20 protein-coding genes are annotated in these 18368 nt (G+C 71.9%); 8 read left to right on the forward strand and 12 right to left on the reverse strand.

The genetic code is table 11. The features are described 5' to 3' along the window. Positions 1-20: 20 nt before the first annotated feature. Entirely contained in the window at positions 21-677 is a 657-nt protein-coding gene (locus ACLZOT_RS15410; protein WP_416969449.1) for a Tat pathway signal sequence domain protein, read from the reverse strand. Between the two features lie 309 nt (positions 678-986). On the opposite strand from ACLZOT_RS15410, the gene ACLZOT_RS15415 reads away from it, so the two are divergent. Continuing rightward, the gene (locus ACLZOT_RS15415) at positions 987-1721 is read left to right on the forward strand and encodes a TetR/AcrR family transcriptional regulator (protein WP_416969450.1); all 735 of its coding nucleotides are present in this window, start codon (positions 987-989) and stop codon (positions 1719-1721) included. Here the strand turns inward: ACLZOT_RS15415 and ACLZOT_RS15420 are convergent. Together ACLZOT_RS15420 and ACLZOT_RS15425 are read right to left on the reverse strand one after the other, a co-directional pair. Then, complete coding sequence (locus tag ACLZOT_RS15420) at positions 1663-2139, reverse strand: HIT family protein (RefSeq protein WP_416969451.1); 477 nt, start codon at positions 2137-2139, stop codon at positions 1663-1665. The genes ACLZOT_RS15415 and ACLZOT_RS15420 overlap by 59 nt on opposite strands. Before the next feature lie 61 nt (positions 2140-2200). Next, the gene (locus ACLZOT_RS15425) at positions 2201-2749 is read right to left on the reverse strand and encodes a CAP family protein (RefSeq protein WP_416969452.1); all 549 of its coding nucleotides are present in this window, start codon (positions 2747-2749) and stop codon (positions 2201-2203) included. 102 nt (positions 2750-2851) lie between these two features. Here ACLZOT_RS15425 and ACLZOT_RS15430 point away from each other — a divergent pair, with 102 nt between their 5' ends. The 5 genes from ACLZOT_RS15430 (at position 2852) to ACLZOT_RS15450 (ending at position 9246) form a co-directional block, all read left to right on the forward strand. Beyond that, positions 2852-3583 (forward strand): hypothetical protein, encoded by a 732-nt coding sequence (locus ACLZOT_RS15430; protein ID WP_416969453.1) that lies wholly within the window; start codon positions 2852-2854, stop codon positions 3581-3583. A gap of 565 nt (positions 3584-4148) precedes the next feature. Further along, positions 4149-5261, forward strand: coding sequence for an imelysin family protein (locus ACLZOT_RS15435; RefSeq protein WP_416969454.1), 1113 nt, complete (start codon positions 4149-4151; stop codon positions 5259-5261). Then, complete coding sequence (gene efeB / locus ACLZOT_RS15440) at positions 5258-6448, forward strand: iron uptake transporter deferrochelatase/peroxidase subunit (RefSeq protein WP_416969455.1); 1191 nt, start codon at positions 5258-5260, stop codon at positions 6446-6448. The genes ACLZOT_RS15435 and efeB overlap by 4 nt, the downstream gene beginning before the upstream one ends. A gap of 165 nt (positions 6449-6613) precedes the next feature. Next, positions 6614-8461 carry a phospholipase C gene (locus ACLZOT_RS15445; RefSeq protein WP_416969456.1) on the forward strand — a complete coding sequence of 616 codons (1848 nt, stop codon included), beginning with the start codon at positions 6614-6616 and terminating at the stop codon, positions 8459-8461. Positions 8462-8616: 155 nt separating this feature from the next. Next, the gene (locus ACLZOT_RS15450) at positions 8617-9246 is read left to right on the forward strand and encodes a class I SAM-dependent methyltransferase (RefSeq protein WP_416969457.1); all 630 of its coding nucleotides are present in this window, start codon (positions 8617-8619) and stop codon (positions 9244-9246) included. Between the two features lie 50 nt (positions 9247-9296). Here ACLZOT_RS15450 and ACLZOT_RS15455 read toward each other — a convergent pair whose 3' ends face one another. From ACLZOT_RS15455 to ACLZOT_RS15465, 3 genes are all read right to left on the reverse strand, one after another. Then, on the reverse strand, positions 9297-9998 hold the full coding sequence (locus ACLZOT_RS15455; protein WP_416969458.1) for a L,D-transpeptidase: 702 nt from the start codon (positions 9996-9998) through the stop codon (positions 9297-9299). Positions 9999-10078: 80 nt separating this feature from the next. Beyond that, positions 10079-11044, reverse strand: coding sequence for a D-2-hydroxyacid dehydrogenase family protein (locus ACLZOT_RS15460; RefSeq protein ID WP_416969459.1), 966 nt, complete (start codon positions 11042-11044; stop codon positions 10079-10081). A gap of 59 nt (positions 11045-11103) precedes the next feature. After that, positions 11104-11970, reverse strand: a complete 867-nt coding sequence (locus ACLZOT_RS15465) for a pirin family protein (protein ID WP_416969460.1) — start codon at positions 11968-11970, stop codon at positions 11104-11106. A gap of 83 nt (positions 11971-12053) precedes the next feature. On the opposite strand from ACLZOT_RS15465, the gene ACLZOT_RS15470 reads away from it, so the two are divergent. Beyond that, on the forward strand, positions 12054-12545 hold the full coding sequence (locus ACLZOT_RS15470) for a MarR family winged helix-turn-helix transcriptional regulator (RefSeq protein ID WP_416969461.1): 492 nt from the start codon (positions 12054-12056) through the stop codon (positions 12543-12545). A 6-nt stretch (positions 12546-12551) separates the two neighbouring features. On the opposite strand, the gene ACLZOT_RS15475 is transcribed toward ACLZOT_RS15470, so the two are convergent. Together ACLZOT_RS15475 and ACLZOT_RS15480 are read right to left on the reverse strand one after the other, a co-directional pair. Next, entirely contained in the window at positions 12552-13121 is a 570-nt protein-coding gene (locus ACLZOT_RS15475) for a hypothetical protein (RefSeq protein ID WP_416969462.1), read from the reverse strand. A gap of 43 nt (positions 13122-13164) precedes the next feature. Continuing rightward, positions 13165-14112, reverse strand: coding sequence for a helix-turn-helix domain-containing protein (locus ACLZOT_RS15480; protein ID WP_416969463.1), 948 nt, complete (start codon positions 14110-14112; stop codon positions 13165-13167). A 185-nt stretch (positions 14113-14297) separates the two neighbouring features. Here ACLZOT_RS15480 and ACLZOT_RS15485 point away from each other — a divergent pair, with 185 nt between their 5' ends. Further along, on the forward strand, positions 14298-15308 hold the full coding sequence (locus tag ACLZOT_RS15485) for an ArsR/SmtB family transcription factor (RefSeq protein WP_416969464.1): 1011 nt from the start codon (positions 14298-14300) through the stop codon (positions 15306-15308). Here ACLZOT_RS15485 and ACLZOT_RS15490 read toward each other — a convergent pair whose 3' ends face one another. The 4 genes from ACLZOT_RS15490 to ACLZOT_RS15505 all read right to left on the reverse strand — a co-directional run bounded on the left by ACLZOT_RS15490 (position 15309) and on the right by ACLZOT_RS15505 (position 18358). Continuing rightward, entirely contained in the window at positions 15309-16025 is a 717-nt protein-coding gene (locus ACLZOT_RS15490) for a polysaccharide deacetylase family protein (protein ID WP_416969465.1), read from the reverse strand. A gap of 112 nt (positions 16026-16137) precedes the next feature. Then, positions 16138-16776 (reverse strand): bifunctional 4-hydroxy-2-oxoglutarate aldolase/2-dehydro-3-deoxy-phosphogluconate aldolase, encoded by a 639-nt coding sequence (locus tag ACLZOT_RS15495; protein ID WP_416969466.1) that lies wholly within the window; start codon positions 16774-16776, stop codon positions 16138-16140. Beyond that, positions 16776-17954: an alanine racemase gene (locus ACLZOT_RS15500; protein WP_416969467.1), complete on the reverse strand. Its 1179-nt coding sequence runs from the start codon at positions 17952-17954 to the stop codon at positions 16776-16778. Before ACLZOT_RS15500 ends, ACLZOT_RS15495 begins: the two co-directional genes overlap by 1 nt. Further along, positions 17951-18358: a RidA family protein gene (locus tag ACLZOT_RS15505; RefSeq protein ID WP_416969468.1), complete on the reverse strand. Its 408-nt coding sequence runs from the start codon at positions 18356-18358 to the stop codon at positions 17951-17953. The genes ACLZOT_RS15500 and ACLZOT_RS15505 overlap by 4 nt, the downstream gene beginning before the upstream one ends. Between the last annotated feature and the right edge of the window lie 10 nt (positions 18359-18368).

The raw sequence follows: 18368 nt of genomic DNA on the forward strand, positions 1-18368 counted from the left end.
GGGAGTCCTCTCGGAGGCGGTCAGTTGGTGTAGACGGCGGGGGCGCCGCCGACGCTGCTGTCGACCACGGGGGCGTAGACGGCGCTGAAGTAGCCGCTGCCCGCGCACAGGAAGGAGCCGGAGAACTTGGTGAACGCCTGGTTGGTGAAGGTCAGGCTGTTGCCGGTGTTGGAGCTCACCGCGGCGAGGCCGGGCGCCCGGTAGACGCAGGTGACCGCGCCCAGCAGGGTGGAGAGCACCACGGTCGTCTGGATGGCGCCGCCCGCCGCCGGGGTCACCTTGACGGTGCCGTCGGAGGAGGCCGTGGTGGTGTACGGCAGGCCGTCGACGGTGATGCTCTGCACCGCCGTGACGCCGAAGACGTTGCTGGTGCAGCCGCTGAAGGTCTGGGCGGTCGCGGACTCGGTGGCGCTGCCCGGGGCGGCGGGGTTCGACGTCACCGTGGCCGAGAGCGTCGATCCGGTGCAGGTGATGCCGGAGGTGCCGTTGCTGGTGGTGGCGAGGGTGGCCTTGGTTCCGCTCGCCAAGGAGGAGGTGAGGACGTCCCCGACCGAGACGGCGTCGCCGCCGGCGCTGCCGTGGGTGAGGACGGCACCGGCCCCCGAGGCGGAGGTGGCCGGGAGGAGGGCCAGGGCCGTGAGGGCGGTGAGAGCGGCGAAGGCGGTGTTTCTGCGCATGCTGGGTCCTCTGGTGTGCGTACGAGTGCGAGGACGGGTCGCTGTCCCTGGGTGCGGAGGTGCAGGGGCGACCCGCGCAGGGCGTTCCCGGAGGTGCCGGAACGCCTGGACCGGTACACGTCTTTGACGTGACGTCGAAGACACGGGAAGACTTGGCGGTGGCCCTGCGGGTGCGTGACGCTGTCGGCGTCGGCCGGCCGCGAGGCCACACAAGAAGAAAACCTGTGGGAGTTGTAAACCTGACGGGTATTCAAGTCAAGACGCTTCGCGCGACCGGCTGCGCGTGAGTTCCCGGGGGAAGGATCCGCAATGGCGACGAGCCCTTCGGCGCTGGTGCTGCCCGGCACGCGCGCGGGACGCGACCCGCAGCGCTCGCTGCGGCGGGGGCCTCGCCGCGCCCCGGCGGAGGAGGTCGCCGCCAACCAGCGCGACCGCCTCCTCGACGGTGTCGTCCGCACGGTCGCCCAGGCCGGGTACGCGGGCACCCGGGTCAGCGACATCTGCCAGGCGGCGGGCGTCACCCGGCCCGTCTTCTACGAACTCTTCAAGGGCAAGGAGGACGCCTTCCTCGCCGCCCACCGGTACGGCACGGACATGGTCATCGCCGCCATGGAGGACGCGCACGCCCAGGCCCCCGACTGGCCGGGCCGGGTGCGCGCCGGGCTCGGCACCCTGCTGGACATCCTCGCCGGGGCACCCGCGTTCGCGGCCATGGCGATCGTGGAGATCGACGCGGTCGGCCCCGCCGGGTGGGCGGCGCGCGAGGCCCTGCTGACCCGCTTCCGGGACTTCTTCACCGACCTCCCCGAGGTCGAACTCCCCGTCCCCGTCGAGGAGTTGATCGACATCGTGGTCGGCGGGGTCCACTCCGCGATCCACCGCCGCATCGCGGCCGGGCGGACGGCCGAACTGCCCGCCCTGCTCCCGGCCCTGACCTTCTCCGTCCTGGCCCCTTTCCTGGGCCCGGAAAAGGCCACCGCCGCCCTCACCGACCCGCCTCCCCCGCCGGGCCCCCTCCCGGCGTGCGTGTCTCCGGACGGCTGAGGTCGACCTGAACGTGCCCCAACTCCCGCAGGGCCCCCCGCAGTCGCTCCGCCGCCTCGTCCAACTTCGTCTCGTCCTTCTCCACTTCCGCCTTGGAGAAGTCGAAGTCGCCCATCTCCCACACCGGGGCGACGTGGATGTGTAGGTGGGGGACCTCGAAGCCGGCGATGATCAGGGCGGCTCGGGGGGCGTTCCAGGCGTGTTGGGCGGCCTGGCCGATCTTCTGGGCCACCGAGACGCAGTGGGTGAGGAGTTCGCCGTCCGTGTCGGTCCAGCGGTCCACCTCCTGGCGGGGGACGACGAGGGTGTGGCCGGGGGTGAGGGGGGCGATGCTCAGGAACGCGGCGGCTTCGTCGTCCTGCCAGACGAAACGGCCGGGGAGTTCGCCGGGCAGGATGCGGGTGAAGAGTGTGGACATGGGGTCAGTGTGTCATCGGGACGGGTGGCGGTGACGTACGGAAGTCACCGCCACCCGCAGGTCACTTGGGCGGCAGTACGTTCGCCGTGAACCGGCCGGCGACGTTGCCCTGGGGGGCGAAGTTCACGACGACGTACGTCTTGCCGTTGGTGGTCTTCGCCGTGCCGACGCCGATGCGGGTGGCGGACTTCCAGACGAGCTGGGTGAACAGGCCCCAGTTCTTGAAGGCGGTCATGTCGGGTTCGCGGCCGTACGCGGTGTAGGCGTGGACCTGGTTGTACCAGCCGTCGACGACGTCGCCCGGGGCCGGTGAGGCGCCGTCCGAGCGCCATGTGTAGTGGAGGTTCTCGCCGTACTTGTTGGGCGAGCGGTGCTCCAGGCGCTCGATGCCCGCCAGGTGGTCGGCCCACTCCTGGGCCCAGCGGGTGATCTCGGGGTCGAGGGTGAGCGCGGGGACGCCGTGCCTGGCCCGGTGGTGGTTCGTGCGCTCCAGGATCCGCTGGTCGAAGGCCGGGTCGGCGGAGGCGCGGGGCGCGGCGGGGGCGGCGATGGCGAAGGCGGCGACGCCGGTGAGGACGGTGGTGAGGGCGCGGCGGGTCAGGGTTCTCATGCCGCCGTAACGATCATCGTGGTGTGCGGGTCACCGGCGGATAATCAGGAGACCCGACCGCCGTGGGTCCGCTACGTTCTTCCTTGTTCGAAGGGGGGCCACATGGCGAAGCTCAATCAGATCATCGCTGTCGAAAAGGGCGTCAAGAGCAAGTCGTTCCAGGACATCACGACCGCGCACCACCAGGTGCAGAAGCCGGCGCTGCTGGCGGGGATCTCGCGGACGTACCAGCCGAAGGACGAGGAGGGCGAGCAGCTGCCGCCCGAGTCCACGCGCGTCCAGATCAAGGCGGAGGACATCCTGCGGGAGATGGCCGGTTCGCTGACGCGGCTGTTCGACGTGACGGCGACGAAGGACTGGGCGAACTGCGCGGCCCGCGCGGACGTCGTGGTGGAGGGGCGGACGGTCGTCGCGGACGTACCCGTGAGCTACCTGCTCTTCCTGGAGAAGCAGCTCACCGACCTGCACACGTTCGTGAAGAAGCTGCCCGTGCTGGACGCCGCCGAGTCGTGGTCCCTGGACCCGTCCACGGACTGGTGGAAGACGGACCCGGTGCGCACGATCCGCACGAAGAAGACGCCGCGCAACCACGTCAAGGCCGAGGCGACCGAGAAGCACCCGGCGCAGGTCGAGGTGTACTACGAGGACGTACCGATCGGCTACTGGACGACCGTGAAGTTCTCCGGCGCGCTGCCCGCCCGGCGGGTCAACGAGCTGCTCGATCGGGTCGAGAAGCTCCAGCAGGCCGTGAAGTTCGCCCGCGAGGAGGCCAACGGCGCGGAGGTCACCGACCGGCGGGTCGGGGACGCGGTGTTCGGCTACCTGTTCAGCTGACACACCCCAGATCTCCCCCGCGTGCGAGCGCGGGGGTGCGCTACGGGCGCGGCCGGCACAACGCTCGGCCCTCGCAGGAGCGCAAGCTGAAACTGAAACGTTCAGCCTGAAGAACGCGGCGACAGTGAAGGTTCGAGTCCTTCCCCCGGCACCACGCGCCGGGGTAGCCCAAATGGCAGAGGCAACCGCGATCAAGCTCAGACTCTCGCTCCAGCTTCAGCATCGCCACCGATCGCCGGATCGAACGAGAAGGGACGAACGCCGTCGGATGCGAGTTCGAATCTCGCCTGCGCCTCTGTCTCATGGCGCGGTAGTTCAAAGGAAGAACACGTCGGCCTGACGACTGATCCCTTCTCTTAAACGCCATCGGCGTGCGCAATTGGGTGGCATCACCAGGGGCCCGGGAGCTGGATACGACTCCCGGGCTCCGCCACGCCCGGGGTGAACCCCGGGCGAATTCTGTCCCAGGGTTCGGTCAGGAGCAGGTCAGAGGGCCGGATCGGCTCCGGCGGGCTGCTTACGATCGTCCGCGCCGCCTCGTCCGAACAACCTCTGGAGTCCCGGCGTGCTCAGAAAGACCCTGCTCGTGGGCGGTGCGCTCGTCGCCGTCGCGGGCTGCGGAGCCCATGCCCGGCAGCCGGGGAGCGCCGACGGCCTGCGGCACACCACCGTCCGGGTCGCCTCCGGCGACTGCGGGCGCGGCTGGGACCGGCCCGAGGGCGGGCGGCAGGTCTTCGACCTGGACAACACCTCCGGCGTCGCCGCCGAGGTGTACCTGACGGACGCCCGTACCGGCGCGGTGTACGGCGAGGTCGAGGGCCTCGGCCCGGGCACCCGGCGCCCGCTGCGCGTGACGCTCGGCGACGGGACGTACGCCTTCAGGTGCCTGCCGGACGACGCGGACGCGGTGACCGGCCCGACCGTACGGATCACGGGGAGCCGGGTGAAGAGCGGGCCCGCCGCGCTGCCGGTGACGCAGCAGGAGCTGATCCCGCCGACGCTGGCGTACCAGAAGTGGATCGGGGCGCGGACGGCCGAACTCGCGCAGAAGACGGACGTGCTCAAGGCGGCCGTCGACCGGGGCGACCTCGCCGCCGCGCGGGCCGCGTGGCTTCCCGCGCATCTCGTGTACGAGCGGATGGGCGCCGCCTACGGCACGTTCGGCGACGCGGACGAGGCGATCAACGGGCGGACCGAGGGCTTCCACCGCGTCGAGCGGGGGCTGTGGCACGGCGAGTCCGCGAGCACCTTGCGCGGACCGGCGGACGCGCTCGCCGACGCCGTGCACGCGCTCCGGCGGGACTGGCCGGGTGAGCGGATGGATCCGGCGGACGTGGGGCTGCGGGCGCACGAGATCCTGGAGAACGCCGTGCAGTTCGAGCTGACGGGGCGGACCGATGCCGGGAGCCGGACCAATCTGGCGACGGTGCGCGCGAACCTCGACGGGACGCGGGCGCTGCTCGGCTTCCTGCGGCCCCTGCTCGTGAAGCGGGACGCCGGGCTCGCGGAGCTGGACGCCTGGATGGACCGCGCCCAGCACACGCTGGACGGCGTCGGCACGAAACCGCTGGACCAGCTGACGCGCGCGCAGCGGGAGAAGGTCGACGCGGATCTCGGCGGGCTGGTCGAGCGGCTGGCGGACGTGGCCGCCCTGACGGACGTACGGAGGACAGCGTGAGCGGCGAAGTCGGACGCCGGGGGTTCCTGGCCGGGGCGGCGGCCATCGCCGGGACGGGTTTGGTGGCCGCCGATCGGGGCACAGCGCTGGCCGCGCCCTTCCACGGCGTGCACCAGGCGGGGATCGTCGAGCCGGCGCAGAAGGCGACGGCGTTCGTGTCGTTCGACGCGACCGCCGGGAACCGCGCCGAACTCACCGACCTGCTGCGGACGTTGACCGACCGGGCCCGGTTCCTGACGGCGGGCGGCAGCCCGGACGAGGCGGGGATCACCGCGCCGCCGGTCGACTCGGGGACCCTCGGTCCCGTCGTCGCGGCGGACGGCCTGACGGTCACCGTGGGCGTGGGCGCGTCGCTGTTCGACGAGCGGTACGGGCTCGCCGCCCGCAAGCCGCGCCGGCTGACCGCGATGCCCGCCTTCCCCGACGACGACCTGAACGCGGACTGGTGCCACGGCGACCTCAGCGTCCAGTTCACGGCCGACAGCACGGACACCGTCCTGCACGCCCTGCGGGACGTCGCCCGGCACACGCGCGGCGGGATGCAGGTGCGGTGGCGGATGGACGGGTTCATCAGCCCGCCCCGGCCCTCGGGGACGCCCCGCAACCACCTGGGTTTCAAGGACGGCATCGCCAACCCGGACACCGGCAGCGCGCGGGAGATGGACCGGCTGGTGTGGGTCGGCGCGGGCGACGGGGAACCGGCGTGGGCGGTCGGCGGGAGCTATCAGGTCGTCCGGCTGATCCGGATGCTCGTCGAGTTCTGGGACCGGGTGTCGATCACCGAGCAGGAGCGGATGTTCGGCCGGGCCCGCGACACGGGCGCCCCGCTGGACGGGCGGCGCGAGACGGACGTACCCAACTACCCGCAGGATCCCAAGGGTTCGGTGATCCCGCTGGACAGTCACATACGGCTCGCGAACCCCCGGACAGCTGCGACGGACGGGCAGCGGATCCTGCGGCGGGGCTACAACTACGACCGGGGCACGGACAGCAACGGGAACCTCGACATGGGGCTGCTGTTCACGTGCTACCAGCAGGATCTGGCGCGGCAGTTCGAGGCGGTGCAGAAGCGGCTGGCCGGGGAGCCGCTGGTGGACTACGTCAGCCCGTTCGGGGGCGGGTACTTCTTCGCGCTGCCGGGGGTGCGGGACGGGGCGGACTGGCTGGGGCGAACTCTTCTCACCTGAGGCGAACCACCCTGAACCGGCGGTGTCAAGAAAAGTTCAAGTTCGCATGAGAATGTCCTGACCGTCCGTTCGTCCGCCCGTCATCGCCTCTCCCCCGCGCCGCCGCCCCGGTTGCCCAGGATCCGTACTCGGTACACCCCTGTTCTCCCGGAAGGCGACACCCGCATGATCGGCACAGCAACCTCCTCCGGTGCGCGGCGCCTGGCACGTCTGAGCGCCCTGCTCGGCGCGGCCGCCCTGACGGCGGTGGGCGGCGCGGCCTCCGCGTCGGCGGCCACCGCGCACGGCCACGGCCACGGCGCCCCGCACACGGCCACGCCGATCAAGCACCTGGTGGTGATCTACGACGAGAACGTGTCGTTCGACCACTACTTCGGCACCTACCCGCAGGCCGCGAACACCGACGGCACGGCCTTCAAGGCCGCCCCGCGCACCCCGAAGGCCGACAACCTGTCGAACGCGGGCCTGCTGAAGAAGAACCCGAACCTGTACGCGCCGAAGCGGCTCTCCTCCGCGCAGGCCATGACCTGCGACCAGAACCACTCCTACGGCCCCGAGCAGTACGCAGCGAACGGCGGCAGGGCCGACAAGTACGTCGAGAACACCGAGGTCGACAAGTGCACCGGCCTCTTCGGTGAACCCGGCCTGGTCATGGACTACTACGACGGCAACACCGTCACCGCGCTGTGGAACTACGCCCAGCACTACGCGCTCGGCGACCACTCCTTCAGCTCGGTCTACGGTCCCTCCACGCCCGGCGCGCTGAACCTGGTCTCCGGCCAGACCCACGGTGTCGTCTCCATCGACCCGAAGACCGGCAAGCGGACGGCGAAGCCCGACGCGTACACGGTCGTCTCGCCGAACGCGAAGGGGGTCGGCACGGTCATCAACGACCCCGACCCGGCGTTCGACGACTGCTCCGACAAGGACCGCAGCAGCACCGACGCGCTCGCGCAGATGCAGGGCAAGAACATCGGCGACCTGCTCAACTCCCAGGGTGTGAGCTGGGGTTGGTTCCAGGGCGGGTTCCGGCCGAGCACCGCGTGGGACGGCAAGGCCGGTGACCACGCGAAGTGCGCGGGCGCCACGCACACGAACGTCGGCGGCGCGGCCGTCGAGGACTACTCCCCGCACCACTCGCCGTTCCAGTACTACAGGTCGACGTCCAACCCGCACCACCTCGCGCCGAAGAACATCGCCGAGATCGGGCACAACGGGCGCGCGAACCACAACTACGACCTCACCGACTTCGACGCGACCGTCAAGGCCGGCAACCTCCCCGCGGTGAGCTTCCTCAAGGCCGCCGAGTACCAGGACGGCCACGCCGCCTACTCCGACCCGGTCGACGAGCAGCACTTCCTGGTCAAGGAGATCAACGCCCTCCAGCAGTCCCCGGAGTGGAAGTCGACGGCGGTCGTCGTCGCGTACGACGACTCGGACGGCTGGTACGACCACGTCACCTCGAAGGTCCTCAACGGCTCGAAGGACTCGACACTCGGCTCGAACGGCAAGGCCGTCGACTCCCCTGCCTGCCAGTCGGGCCCGGCGGCCACGCACGGCTACGCCGACCGCTGCGGCCCCGGCACCCGCCAGCCGCTGCTGGTCGTCTCCCCGTACAGCAAGGTGAACTCGGTCGACCACACCGCGACCGAGCAGGCGTCGATCACCCGGTTCATCGAGGACAACTGGCACACCGGGCGGATCGGGGACGGCTCCTTCGACAAGCGTGCGGGCAGCCTGGCGGGGATGTTCGACTTCCGGCACCCCAACGGCAAGCAGGTGCTGCTGAACACGGACGGCTCGGTGAAGTCCGTGAAGCCGATCCCGGGCCGCTACCCGCACACGGCGGCCTCGCCCCAGTACATCGCGGACCTCAAGGCGCAGAACGTGGCCGCCGAGACGTCCACGACGTCCTCCGCGCTGCCGATCGCCCTCGGTGGCGGGGTGGTCGCGGCGGGCGCGGTGGCGACGGTGTTCGCGCTGCGGCGGCGGGCGCGGGGCGCGTCCGCGTAAGGCACGTCACGTCACTTCGCTCCGCTGAGTGAGAACCGGCTCCGTCACCTCGACGGGGCCGGTTTTGCCGTTCCCGCAAGTTTCCGTGCCAGGTCGCGGGGTGCCTGGTGAGACTGGGCTCCCACCGCCCCTCCCACCGACACGAGGAGTTCCCCATGGACACCACCACCGACGCGGTCACCTTCTGGGACACCGTCTACGCGGGCCGTCCGCCTGCCGACGACCCCCGCCCGAACGCCCGCCTCACGGAGATCGTCACGGGACTTGAGCCGGGTGACGCCCTCGACCTCGGCTGCGGTGACGGCGGCGACGCGCTGTGGCTCGCCGGGCAGGGCTGGCGGGTCACGTCCGTCGACATCTCGGAGGTCGCGGTCGGACGGCTCACGGACCTCGCGCACGCGCGCGGGCTCGCCGAGCGCGTCAGCGCCGTACGCCACGACCTCGGTGTCTCCTTCCCCGGCGGGGAGTTCGACCTCGTCAGCGCGCAGTTCCTCCAGACGCCGTACGCGTTCGACCGGGCGGGCGCGCTGCGGACGGCGGCGCGGGCGCTGCGGGTCGGGGGGCGGCTGGTGGTCGTCGATCACGGGTCGGCGGCGCCGTGGTCGTGGAACCAGGATCCGGACCAGCACTACGCGAGCCCGCAGGAGGTCGCGGCCGGGATCGGTCTGGATCCGGCGACGTGGACGGTCGAGCGGGCGGACGCGCCCCGCCGGATCGCGACCGGGCCCGGCGGGCAGACGGCCGAGGTCGTCGACCATGTCCTGGTGGTCCGCCGGGCCGGCTGAGGCTCACGCGCCCGGTACCCACCTCGCGTACGCGCGCCGGGCCCGAACCCTCACGCCCCCGGCCCCACCTCCCGTACGACACCCGGCCGGGTCCCCCAGACGACCACCCGGTCGCCCTTCCTCAGGACGCCCCACAGCCGCCGCGCGTCGCCCACGCGCAGGTTGACGCAGCCGTGGGAGCCGCCCTTGAAGAGGTCGCCGTAGGAGCCGTGGAACGCCTGGCCGCCGTCGAAGAACTGGGAGTAGGGCATCGGGGAGCGGTTGTAGAGGGACGAGTAGTGGTCCTTGTGGCGGAGGTGGACGCGGTGGCTGCCGGTGCGGGTCTCGTAGCCGTCGCGGCCCGAGCGGATCGGTACGGGGCGGTAGAGGATCCGCTTGCCCTTCTGCACCCACATGAGCTGGCGGGCCAGGTCCACGCAGGCCACGAGGTGGGAGTTGACGGGGCAGCGGCGGCCGGCGTTCGGGTTCGCGGCGGCGCGGGCGACGAGCATCATCCGGTACGTCGGGTAGCTCGCGTAGCCGTTCGCCGGGAAGAGGTCGCTGCGGGCCTGGAAGGCGCTGATGGCCCGGCAGTCGGCGGGTGACTGGCGGCCGTCCTCGGGGAGTCTCAGGTGCCGTTCCAGCTGGCGCTGGTAGGGGCCTGTCCCGGCGGTGCACGGGGTCTCGTCCGCTCCGGCCGCCGTTCCGGGCAGGAGCGCCCCGGCCAGCACGGTCACCGCGGTCGCCACACGCCACATCCCATAGGTCCTCATGGGCCCAGCAAACCCGGGGCGGGGTGTCCGGCGGGGGTCGTGCTGCGCCGAACGGCGGGCTGCTTGCCCTCTCCCGGGGGTCAGGTCTTGGTGAGGACCCGTACCGGCTCCCCCGTCAGGAACGCCGTGATGTCCTCGACCGCCTCCCCGTAGAACGTCCGGTAGTTGCGCTCGGTGACGTACCCGAGGTGGGGGGTGGCGAGGACGTTCGGGAGGGTGCGCAGGGGGTCGTCGGCGGGGAGGGGTTCCGTCTCGAAGACGTCGAGGCCGGCTCCGGCGATCCAGCCCTCCCGCAGGGCGTGGACCAGGGCGTCCCGGTCGACGATGGCGGCGCGGGAGGTGTTGACCAGGTACGCGTGGGGGCGCATCGCGCGCAGTTCCGGTGCGCCGAGGAGGCCGCGGGTGCGGTCGGACAGGACGAGGTGGATCGAGACGAAGTCGCTGCGGGTGAGGAGGTCCTCCTTGGAGGAGGCGAGTTGTGCCCCGGCGTCGGCGGCGCGCTGCGCGGTGAGGTTCTGGCTCCAGGCGAGGACGTCCATGCCGAACGCCGTGGCGACGCGGGCGACCTGGCTGCCGAGGCGGCCGAGGCCGAGGAGGCCCAGGGTGCGGCCGGCGAGGTCCTGGCCGACGGTCGACTGCCAGGGGCCGTTGTCGCGCAGGGCCCGGGACTCGACGGTGAGGTGCCGGGCGAGGCCCAGGAGCAGCGCCCAGGTGAGTTCGGCGGGCGGGGTGGCGCTGCTGGCCGTACCGCAGACGGTGACGCCCTGCGCTGCCGCCGCGGTGAGGTCGATGGACGCGTTGCGCATGCCCGTCGTGACCAGGAGCCGCAGTTCGGGGAGGCGGCCGAGGAGGTCGGCGTCGAAGGGGGTGCGTTCGCGCATGGCGACGACGATCTCGCAGTCGGCGAGTTCGCTCGCGAGCCGGTCCCGGTCGGTGACGTTCTCGCGGAGGGTGCGCACCTCGACCCGGCCGTCGAGGGCGCTCCAGTCGGCGGACGTGAGGGCGACGCCCTGGTAGTCGTCGAGTACGGCGCAGCGGAGGGTCATGCGGGCGTCCTGTCTGTCCTGCGGTCCGGTCCAGGGCGATCAGCGTACCGACCGTGCCGTCACCGGTCGTAGGCGAGCCGGGCGGTTCGGGGGACCTCGCCGAAGGCGCCGCCGTGGAAGTCCGTGAACGCCTTCGTGATCTCCTGCTCGGTGTTCATGACGAACGGGCCGCCGAGGGCGACGGGTTCACGCAGGGGCGTGCCGCTGTAGACCATGACGCGGGCGGGGTGGTCGGGGTCGGTGGCCCGGAGGTGGAGGGTGGTGGGTCCGGGGCTCGCGACGGGGTCGGACCAGCCGGTGCGGCCGGCGTGGAGTTCGCGGCCGGCGACGAGGAGGCGGCCGTTCATGACGTGGGCGAACAGGCGGTGTTCGGCGGGTACTTGGAGGGTGTAGGAGGTCTCGGGGTCGAGGGTGGCGACGAGGCCCTGGACCGGGTGGTGGGTGCGGGCGGCGCCGGTGACGCCGTCGACGGTGCCGGCGTGGACGTCGATGCGGACGCCCGGTGCCTGGACGCGGGGCATCGTCTGCCGGGTGAGGTCCTGGTAGCGGGAGGGGGTGAGTTTCTTCGCGGCGGGGAGGTTCAGCCACATCTGGAGGACGTGCGCGTGCTCGTTCCGGTAGGCGAGTTCGCGGTGGATGATGCCGTGCCCGGCGGTCATCCACTGGACCTCGCCGGGTTCGAGGGCGCCCGCGTGGCCGAGGTTGTCGCCGTGTTCGAGGACGCCGTCGACGACGGTGGTGACGGTCTCCAGGCCCCGGTGGGGGTGCCACTCGAAGCCGGGCGCGGAGAACCGGTCCTCCACGAGGGCGAGGAAGGGGTCGGTGAGCGCGGGGTCGGTGGGGACGAAGATCAGCGCCTTGTCGTCGACCTGGGCGTCGGGGCCGAGGTGCCGCTTGTCGGTGACGCGGTCTAGGGTCCGGTTCATGGGGGGCTCCTGGCAGGACAGCCGACTGTATGACACGTCATGAAACATACATGACGCGTCATGCATTCCGCTAAGCTGACCCCATGACGCAATGGCTGACCACCGAGGAACTCGCCGCCTGGCACGGACTGATGCAGCTCAGCTCCCGGCTCCAGACCGATCTCGGGCGCCAGCTCCAGGACGCGCACGGCATCTCCGTCGCGGACTACGAGGTACTGGGGCGGCTGCACGACGCGGGCGGACTGCGGGCCCGGGACCTCGGGGCGTCGCTGAACTGGGAGCAGAGCCGGGTCTCGCATCAGCTCACGCGCATGCAGCGCCGGGGGCTGGTCGAGCGGGAGGACTGCGCGACGGACCGGCGCGGGGTCACCTTCCGGCTCACCGCCGCCGGCCGCACCGCCGTCGAGGAGGCCGCGCCGGGCCATGTGGACACGGTCCGGGCGCTGGTCTTCAACGCCCTGTCACCGGAGCAGGTGACCCAGCTCGCCGAGCTGACCGGGCACCTGCTCCGGCACGTCGACACCTGCCCCCTCGCGGACTCCCACCGCGCGGCGGTGCGGGCCTCGCAGACGTGAGCCCCGCTAGGAGGACAGGGTCGCGAGGAGGCCGACGGTCTCGGCGAGGGCGCCCGGCTGGCCGAGGCTGCGGAAGTCGGCCTCGACGTCCGCGAGTTCGATGACTCCCCGGCGTATGGCGTGGTACCGGACGAGCGACCACACGTAGACGTCGAGGTTGTCGAACTGGGTGCCCTCCTCGATGGCCTCCTCCTCGTGGAACCAGACGGCGACCTTGCCGTTCGTGAGGACGACGTAGTAGTTGCCGCCGCCGTCGGCGCCGACGGACCAGACGTCGTCGTCGGTGAGCTCGGTCTCGTAGTCGGTGTCGAGGATCTGGCAGTCGTTCTCGGCGAAGTCGAAGGCGTACGACCAGTCGTGGATGTCGAGGAAGTCCGGCATCCGGCCCGCGCGGACCCGGCGGTCGAAGGCGGCGAGCGCGCTCGCCGCGGCGGCCGGCAGACGGGCGAGGAACGGCTCGACCGGCCGGGTCTCCTCGGGGACCGAGGCGTACTTCGTGTCGGGGAACCAGCGTGCCAGGTCGGCGTCGAGGCCCTCGTCCAGGTACCCGGTCAACTGGTCGATCGTGAGAGACATGCGGCGAGGCTAGCCGAGCGGGCGCGGGTGCCGGGCCCTCCGGTCACGGGTTACGTAGGCGGTTACGTGGTTCCACCGAGGGCGTCGTCCGTGCCCGTCTCAGGTCCGCGACCGTCTCGCCGAACTCGCGTTTCAGGGACCGGCCGAGGTGCTTCGTGTCGAGGACGCCCCAGCGGGCGGCGATCGTCGCGGTGGAGCGGTCGGTGAGGGCGGGGTCGAGGAGGTCGCGGCGGATGCGCAGGAGGCGTTCGTGGCGGATCCAGGCGGTGAAGGTGAGGTCGGCGCCCTGGAAGAGGGAGTGGAGGTAGCGGACGGAGAGGTGGTGGCGGCGGGCGACGCGCTCGGCGGTGAGGCGGGGGTCGGCGAGGTGGGCGAGGGCGTAGACGCGGATGCGGTCGACGAGGTCGGTGGCGACGGGGGCGCGTTCGGGAGCGGTGCCGGCGAACTCGGCGAGCAGGAGGGCGGTGAGGGCGTCGGCGAGGTGGGCGCGGGACTCGGCCCGCTCGGGCAGGGTGCCGGTGTCGGCGGACAGGGCGTGGCCGAGGAGGGCGCCGATGCCGGTGCGGGCGGAGACGGCGAGGGCGGTGCGGCGGCCGATGGCGTCGACGTGCCGGCCGAGGCTCGCGCGGGGGACGCACAGGACGGTCATGTCGGTGGGGCCGTCGCCGATGAGGCGGTAGGGGCGGGTGTTGTCGCAGAGGAAGAGTTCGCCCGGGGTGAGGGCGGTGGCGCGGTCGTCCTGGCCCACGCCGAGCCGGCCGCCGTGCAGCAGCGTGAGGTGCATCCACTCGCGGTCGGCGGAGGTGATGGTGCGGTCGTCGCGGACGACGGTCGCGGCGGTGGCCCTGATGCGGGCGACGGCGGCGGGGCCGATGGCGGCGTGCTCGAACGTCGCGTGGAAGGCCGGGGCGGGGTCCGTGACGCGTATCGGGGCGAACAGGGACGAGGCAGCCGCCTCGAACGACTCCGTCCGGTCCTGGTTGTCCGTCATGCCGGTGCACTCCGATCCCCCGCCCGCACGGCCACTGTAGTGGGGCGTTGTGCGTGAAGTGGGGAGTCGTCGTGCACGTCCTGGTGCCCTCGGGTGACGCCGGGTTCCTAGGCTCCTCGACGAGAGCGGCCCGTCCGGTGAGGGCGGGCGACGCGTCGTGGGCGCGGAGTCGAGGGAACGGTTCGATGCACAGTCACACCGAGTTGTGTCTAGGCCCGCTGGACGAGGTCCGGATCTCCCTCTCGGCGCATCAGGGCGCGACGCTGCTGTCGCTGGTGGCCGACGTGTTCGGGGCGCGTGGCCATGGCGTGCCGCCGAGGTGGCGGGCGATGGTGCGCGGGGCGGTGGATCCGGCCGGGGCGGCGGTGCTGCGCCCGCTGTTCGCGCCCGGGTACTCGATCATCCCGGACTGTGTGACGCCGACCGCGTGCATGCCGGACGGTGACGCGGCAACCCAGTTCGCGCAGTTGGCGGACCTGTCGCCGGACACGCTCCTCGACGAGCTGGAGGCGGAGTTCGGGAGTGTGGTGCCGCCGCAGTGGCGGCCCGTGGTGGACCGTCCCCGGCAGTGGATCGAGGGCTACACGGACGTCCTGCGGCGGGTGTGGCGGGAGTTCGACCCGGTCTGGCGGGGCGCGGAGAGCTATGTGCGCCGGGAGACGGAGCGGGTCGGCGCCGCCGTGCTCCAGGACTGTTCGGAGGCGGTCCTGCACGATCTGAGCGCGCGGTTCCGGCTGGTCGGCGAGAGTCTGCGGCTGCCCGATCCGCAGGCCGAGACGTACGCGCTCGCCGGGCGCCGGCTGGTGCTCGTCCCCATCGTGTCCGGGCCGGGCGCGTCGATGTTCGCGCTGGACCGGCCCGACCTGGTGTGGATCGGCTATCCCGTGCCGGGGGTGGGCCGCCTGTGGCAGACCCCGCCGCCCGCCCCCGCCGACGATCCCCTCTCCCTCGTGGTCGGACAGCTGCGCGCGAGTGTCCTGCGGGCCGCCGCGCAGCCCCTCACCATGGGCCGGCTCGCCGCCCTCCTCGACACCAGCCCCGCCAACGCCACCCACCACTGCTCCCAGCTCAGCGCCGCCGGGCTCCTCGAACGCCACCGGCAGGGCCGCAACGTGTGGATCAGCCGGACCGAACGGGGAGACGCCGTGGTCGCGTTGCTGTCCGAGCGGGCGGCGGTGCCTGACTCGCCGTGGTGATCAGGGCTTGTACGCCTTGCGGTTGTCGTAGGTGACCTTCCCGGCCGGGAGCTTCGCCGGGGCGAACAGCTGGTCCACCGTGACGATGGTGAAGCCGCGGGACTTGAGGCCGGTGATGATGCCGGGGAGCGCGCTGACCGTCGTCTTGTGGATGTCGTGCATGAGGACGATGTCACCCGGCCGGGACTGCGTCGTGACGGTCTTGATCAGGCGGGCGGTGTCGCGGTACTTCCAGTCCAGGGTGTCGATGCTCCAGTGGACGAGCGGACGGGCGGCGGCTTTGCGTACGGCCGCGTTGTTCGCCCCGTAGGGCGCCCGGACCGTGCTGGGCCGCAGGCCGGTCGCCTGCTTGATCGCGGTGTCCGTCCGCGAGAACTGCGAGTTGATCTTCGCGGCGCTCAGTTTCGTCAGGTCCGCGTGGTCCCAGCTGTGGTTGCCTATCTGGTGGCCGCCCTGCGCTATCGCCTTCGCCACGGACGGGTTGCGCTGGACGTTCTGGCCCACCAGATAGAACGTCGCTCTCACATTCCGGTCGCTCAACGTCTTCAGCAACCGCTTGGTGTCCGCGACCGGCCCGTCGTCGAACGTGAGCGCCACGCACTTCACTTTCCGGCAGTCGACGGCTTTCGGGGCGGCGGCCGCGGACGAGGCCGTACCGGCCAGGGTCGTGCCGCACAGCGCTGCCGTGAGCACGGAAATGACGAGTCGTCGGCGCATCGGATTCCTCCAGGATCAGCGGGTTTCGCTTCTAAGACGCGCCGAAAGGGGGCATGGATGCATGTTCGCTTTGCGAATTTCCGTACGGCTTGAAGGAATCCGGAATTCCCCGTCACGTGAGTGGCGAAAGGGAATCGAGTGCCGCCACGAAAGCGGCCGCCCGGCGTGTGATCCCGGCCCGGTCGCCGGCAGCGACCGTGCCCGCCGGGACCACGTCGGAGCCCGCGCAGACGGCGAGGGCGCCGGAGGTGAGGAACTGGGCGGCGTTGGCGGGGTTCACCCCACCGGAGGCGACCAAGGGGGCGCCCGGGTAAGGGCCGTTGAGGTCCTTGAAGTAGCGGGGTCCCAGGGAGTGGGCCGGGAAGATCTTGACGGCGGTGGCGCCCAGGTCGAGGGCCCGGGCGACCTCTGTCGGGGTCAACGCGCCCATCACCAGGGGGATTTGGGCGGCGACGGCCACCTCCGCCACCTCTTCCCGGCAGCCCGGCGTCACCAGGTAGCCGGCGCCCGCCTCGATCGCCGCCTCCGCCTGGGCCGCCGTCAGGACCGTGCCCGCGCCGACATGGCAGCCGGGGACGGAGGCGGCGTCGCGGAGGTGGGCGGTCAGGCCGGGCGTCGTATAGGTGAACTCGACCCAGGGGACGCCCCCTTCGAGCAGCGCGCCGGTGAGCGCGGCGGCGTCGGGGATCTCGGGGGCGCGGATCACCGCGATGACCCGGTCCTCGGCGAGGGTCTCGAGGAAGGGCGGCATCAGAAGAACGTCCTTACGACATCGACGACTTGAGGTTGAGGGGCGTGCGCGTCGTCCAGCACCGGGACGAGGTTCCACTTGTCGAGCGCCGTGCAGGGGTGGGAGAGCCCGAGCCGGACGACGTCGCCGACCTGGACGTCCGCGTCGCGCAGGAACGTGTGCTGGTCGTTGAGGGCGGTGACCCGGGCGCCGGTCAACACCCCGCCGCCCCGGACGAGTTGAGGCTCGGGCAGGCCCTCGTCGTACGGGAAGTCGCGCTTGCCGCCGTCGAGGAGGGCGAGGGACGGCTCGGGACGGGAGATCACCCGGGCCCAGCCGTGCATCGCGCTGCGCAGGGGCAGCGGGGAGACGGTGCGGTAGTAGCCGTCGTCGTGGATCAGGTACGCGCCGGAGCGCAGCAGGATCCGGGTGCCGTCGGCGCGGACGGGCGCCAACTCGCGGACGACGGTGGCGAAGTGGGCGCTGCCGCCCGCCGTGACGATCGGGTCCGGCACCTCCAGCAGGCCGTCCGTGCGCAGCCGTTCATGCAGGACGACCATGTCCCGCAGGTACCTCTCGATCGCGGCGGTGGACTTGAGGGCGCCCTCGTATCCGCCGGCCCCGACGAGCCGCAGCCGGGGCGCGGCGCAGATCGCGCGGGCGACGGCGAGGGCCGTGTCCACGCCGCGCGCCCCGGTCCTGCCGCCCTCGGCGCCGAGTTCGACGCACACGTCGAGCGGGCGCTCCCCGGTGTACGCCGCCCGCATCAGGTCGACGGTGCGGACGGAGTCGGCCCAGCAGGTGAAGGAGAACCCGGCGTCGCGGTCGAGTTCGGCGCCGGTCCAGCGCAGGCCGGCCGGGTCGAGGAGGGCGTTCGCGAGGTGGATCCGCTGGACGCCGAAGGCGCGGGCGACCCGTACCTGGGCGAGGGTCGCGAGGGTGATCCCCCGTGCCCCGGCGTCGAGTTGGCGCCGCCAGAGGGCGGGGGCCATGGTGGTCTTGCCGTGCGGTGCGAGGTCGACGTCGGCCGCCGCGCACCAGTCGGCCATGGTGCGCAGGTTGTGGTCGAGGGCGGACGCGTCGAGGGTGAGGAGCGGGGTGCCGAGGTCGTCCAGGGTGGGCCGGGTCGCGAGGAACTCCTCGGCCGTACTCCCCCAGGCGTGGTCGGGTACGGCCTTGAAACGCCAGTCGAGGATCACTCCACGACCGCCTGCGCGTCGATCTCCACGAGCATGACCTCGTGCGGCAGTTCGACGAACACGGTCGTCCGGCACGGCTTGGGCGCGTCCTCGGGGACGTGTTCGGCGATGAACTCGGCGTACACCTCGTTCATCGCGGCGAAGTCGGCGCGGGTGGTGAGGTAGACGCGGAACATGACGACGTCGGCGACGCTCGCGCCGCCCGCTTCGAGGATCGCGCGGACGTTGTCCAGGGTGCGGCGGGTCTGGGCCCGGACGTCGCCCTCGTGGAGGTAGGCGCCGGTGGCGGGGTCCTGGGGGCCCTGGCCGGAGACCTGGAGGATCGGGCCCCTGCGGACGCCCTGGGAGAAGGCCCAGGCGGGGGCGGGGGCGCCGTCGGTGCGGATCGCTTCGTGGCGGCTCATGGCCGTACTC

The organism is Streptomyces sp. 4F14 (genome assembly GCF_048159485.1).
Lineage (GTDB): Bacteria > Actinomycetota > Actinomycetes > Streptomycetales > Streptomycetaceae > Streptomyces.

Coding starts and splice junctions, on each gene's coding strand:
- ACLZOT_RS15410 (WP_416969449.1), bottom strand. CDS start 677: ATGCGCAGAAACACCGCCTTCGCCGCTCTCACCGCCCTCACGGCCCTG.
- ACLZOT_RS15415 (WP_416969450.1), top strand. CDS start 987: ATGGCGACGAGCCCTTCGGCGCTGGTGCTGCCCGGCACGCGCGCGGGA.
- ACLZOT_RS15420 (WP_416969451.1), bottom strand. CDS start 2,139: ATGTCCACACTCTTCACCCGCATCCTGCCCGGCGAACTCCCCGGCCGT.
- ACLZOT_RS15425 (WP_416969452.1), bottom strand. CDS start 2,749: ATGAGAACCCTGACCCGCCGCGCCCTCACCACCGTCCTCACCGGCGTC.
- ACLZOT_RS15430 (WP_416969453.1), top strand. CDS start 2,852: ATGGCGAAGCTCAATCAGATCATCGCTGTCGAAAAGGGCGTCAAGAGC.
- ACLZOT_RS15445 (WP_416969456.1), top strand. CDS start 6,614: ATGATCGGCACAGCAACCTCCTCCGGTGCGCGGCGCCTGGCACGTCTG.
- ACLZOT_RS15450 (WP_416969457.1), top strand. CDS start 8,617: ATGGACACCACCACCGACGCGGTCACCTTCTGGGACACCGTCTACGCG.
- ACLZOT_RS15455 (WP_416969458.1), bottom strand. CDS start 9,998: ATGAGGACCTATGGGATGTGGCGTGTGGCGACCGCGGTGACCGTGCTG.
- ACLZOT_RS15460 (WP_416969459.1), bottom strand. CDS start 11,044: ATGACCCTCCGCTGCGCCGTACTCGACGACTACCAGGGCGTCGCCCTC.
- ACLZOT_RS15465 (WP_416969460.1), bottom strand. CDS start 11,970: ATGAACCGGACCCTAGACCGCGTCACCGACAAGCGGCACCTCGGCCCC.
- ACLZOT_RS15470 (WP_416969461.1), top strand. CDS start 12,054: ATGACGCAATGGCTGACCACCGAGGAACTCGCCGCCTGGCACGGACTG.
- ACLZOT_RS15475 (WP_416969462.1), bottom strand. CDS start 13,121: ATGTCTCTCACGATCGACCAGTTGACCGGGTACCTGGACGAGGGCCTC.
- ACLZOT_RS15480 (WP_416969463.1), bottom strand. CDS start 14,112: ATGACGGACAACCAGGACCGGACGGAGTCGTTCGAGGCGGCTGCCTCG.
- ACLZOT_RS15485 (WP_416969464.1), top strand. CDS start 14,298: ATGCACAGTCACACCGAGTTGTGTCTAGGCCCGCTGGACGAGGTCCGG.
- ACLZOT_RS15490 (WP_416969465.1), bottom strand. CDS start 16,025: ATGCGCCGACGACTCGTCATTTCCGTGCTCACGGCAGCGCTGTGCGGC.
- ACLZOT_RS15495 (WP_416969466.1), bottom strand. CDS start 16,776: ATGCCGCCCTTCCTCGAGACCCTCGCCGAGGACCGGGTCATCGCGGTG.
- ACLZOT_RS15505 (WP_416969468.1), bottom strand. CDS start 18,358: ATGAGCCGCCACGAAGCGATCCGCACCGACGGCGCCCCCGCCCCCGCC.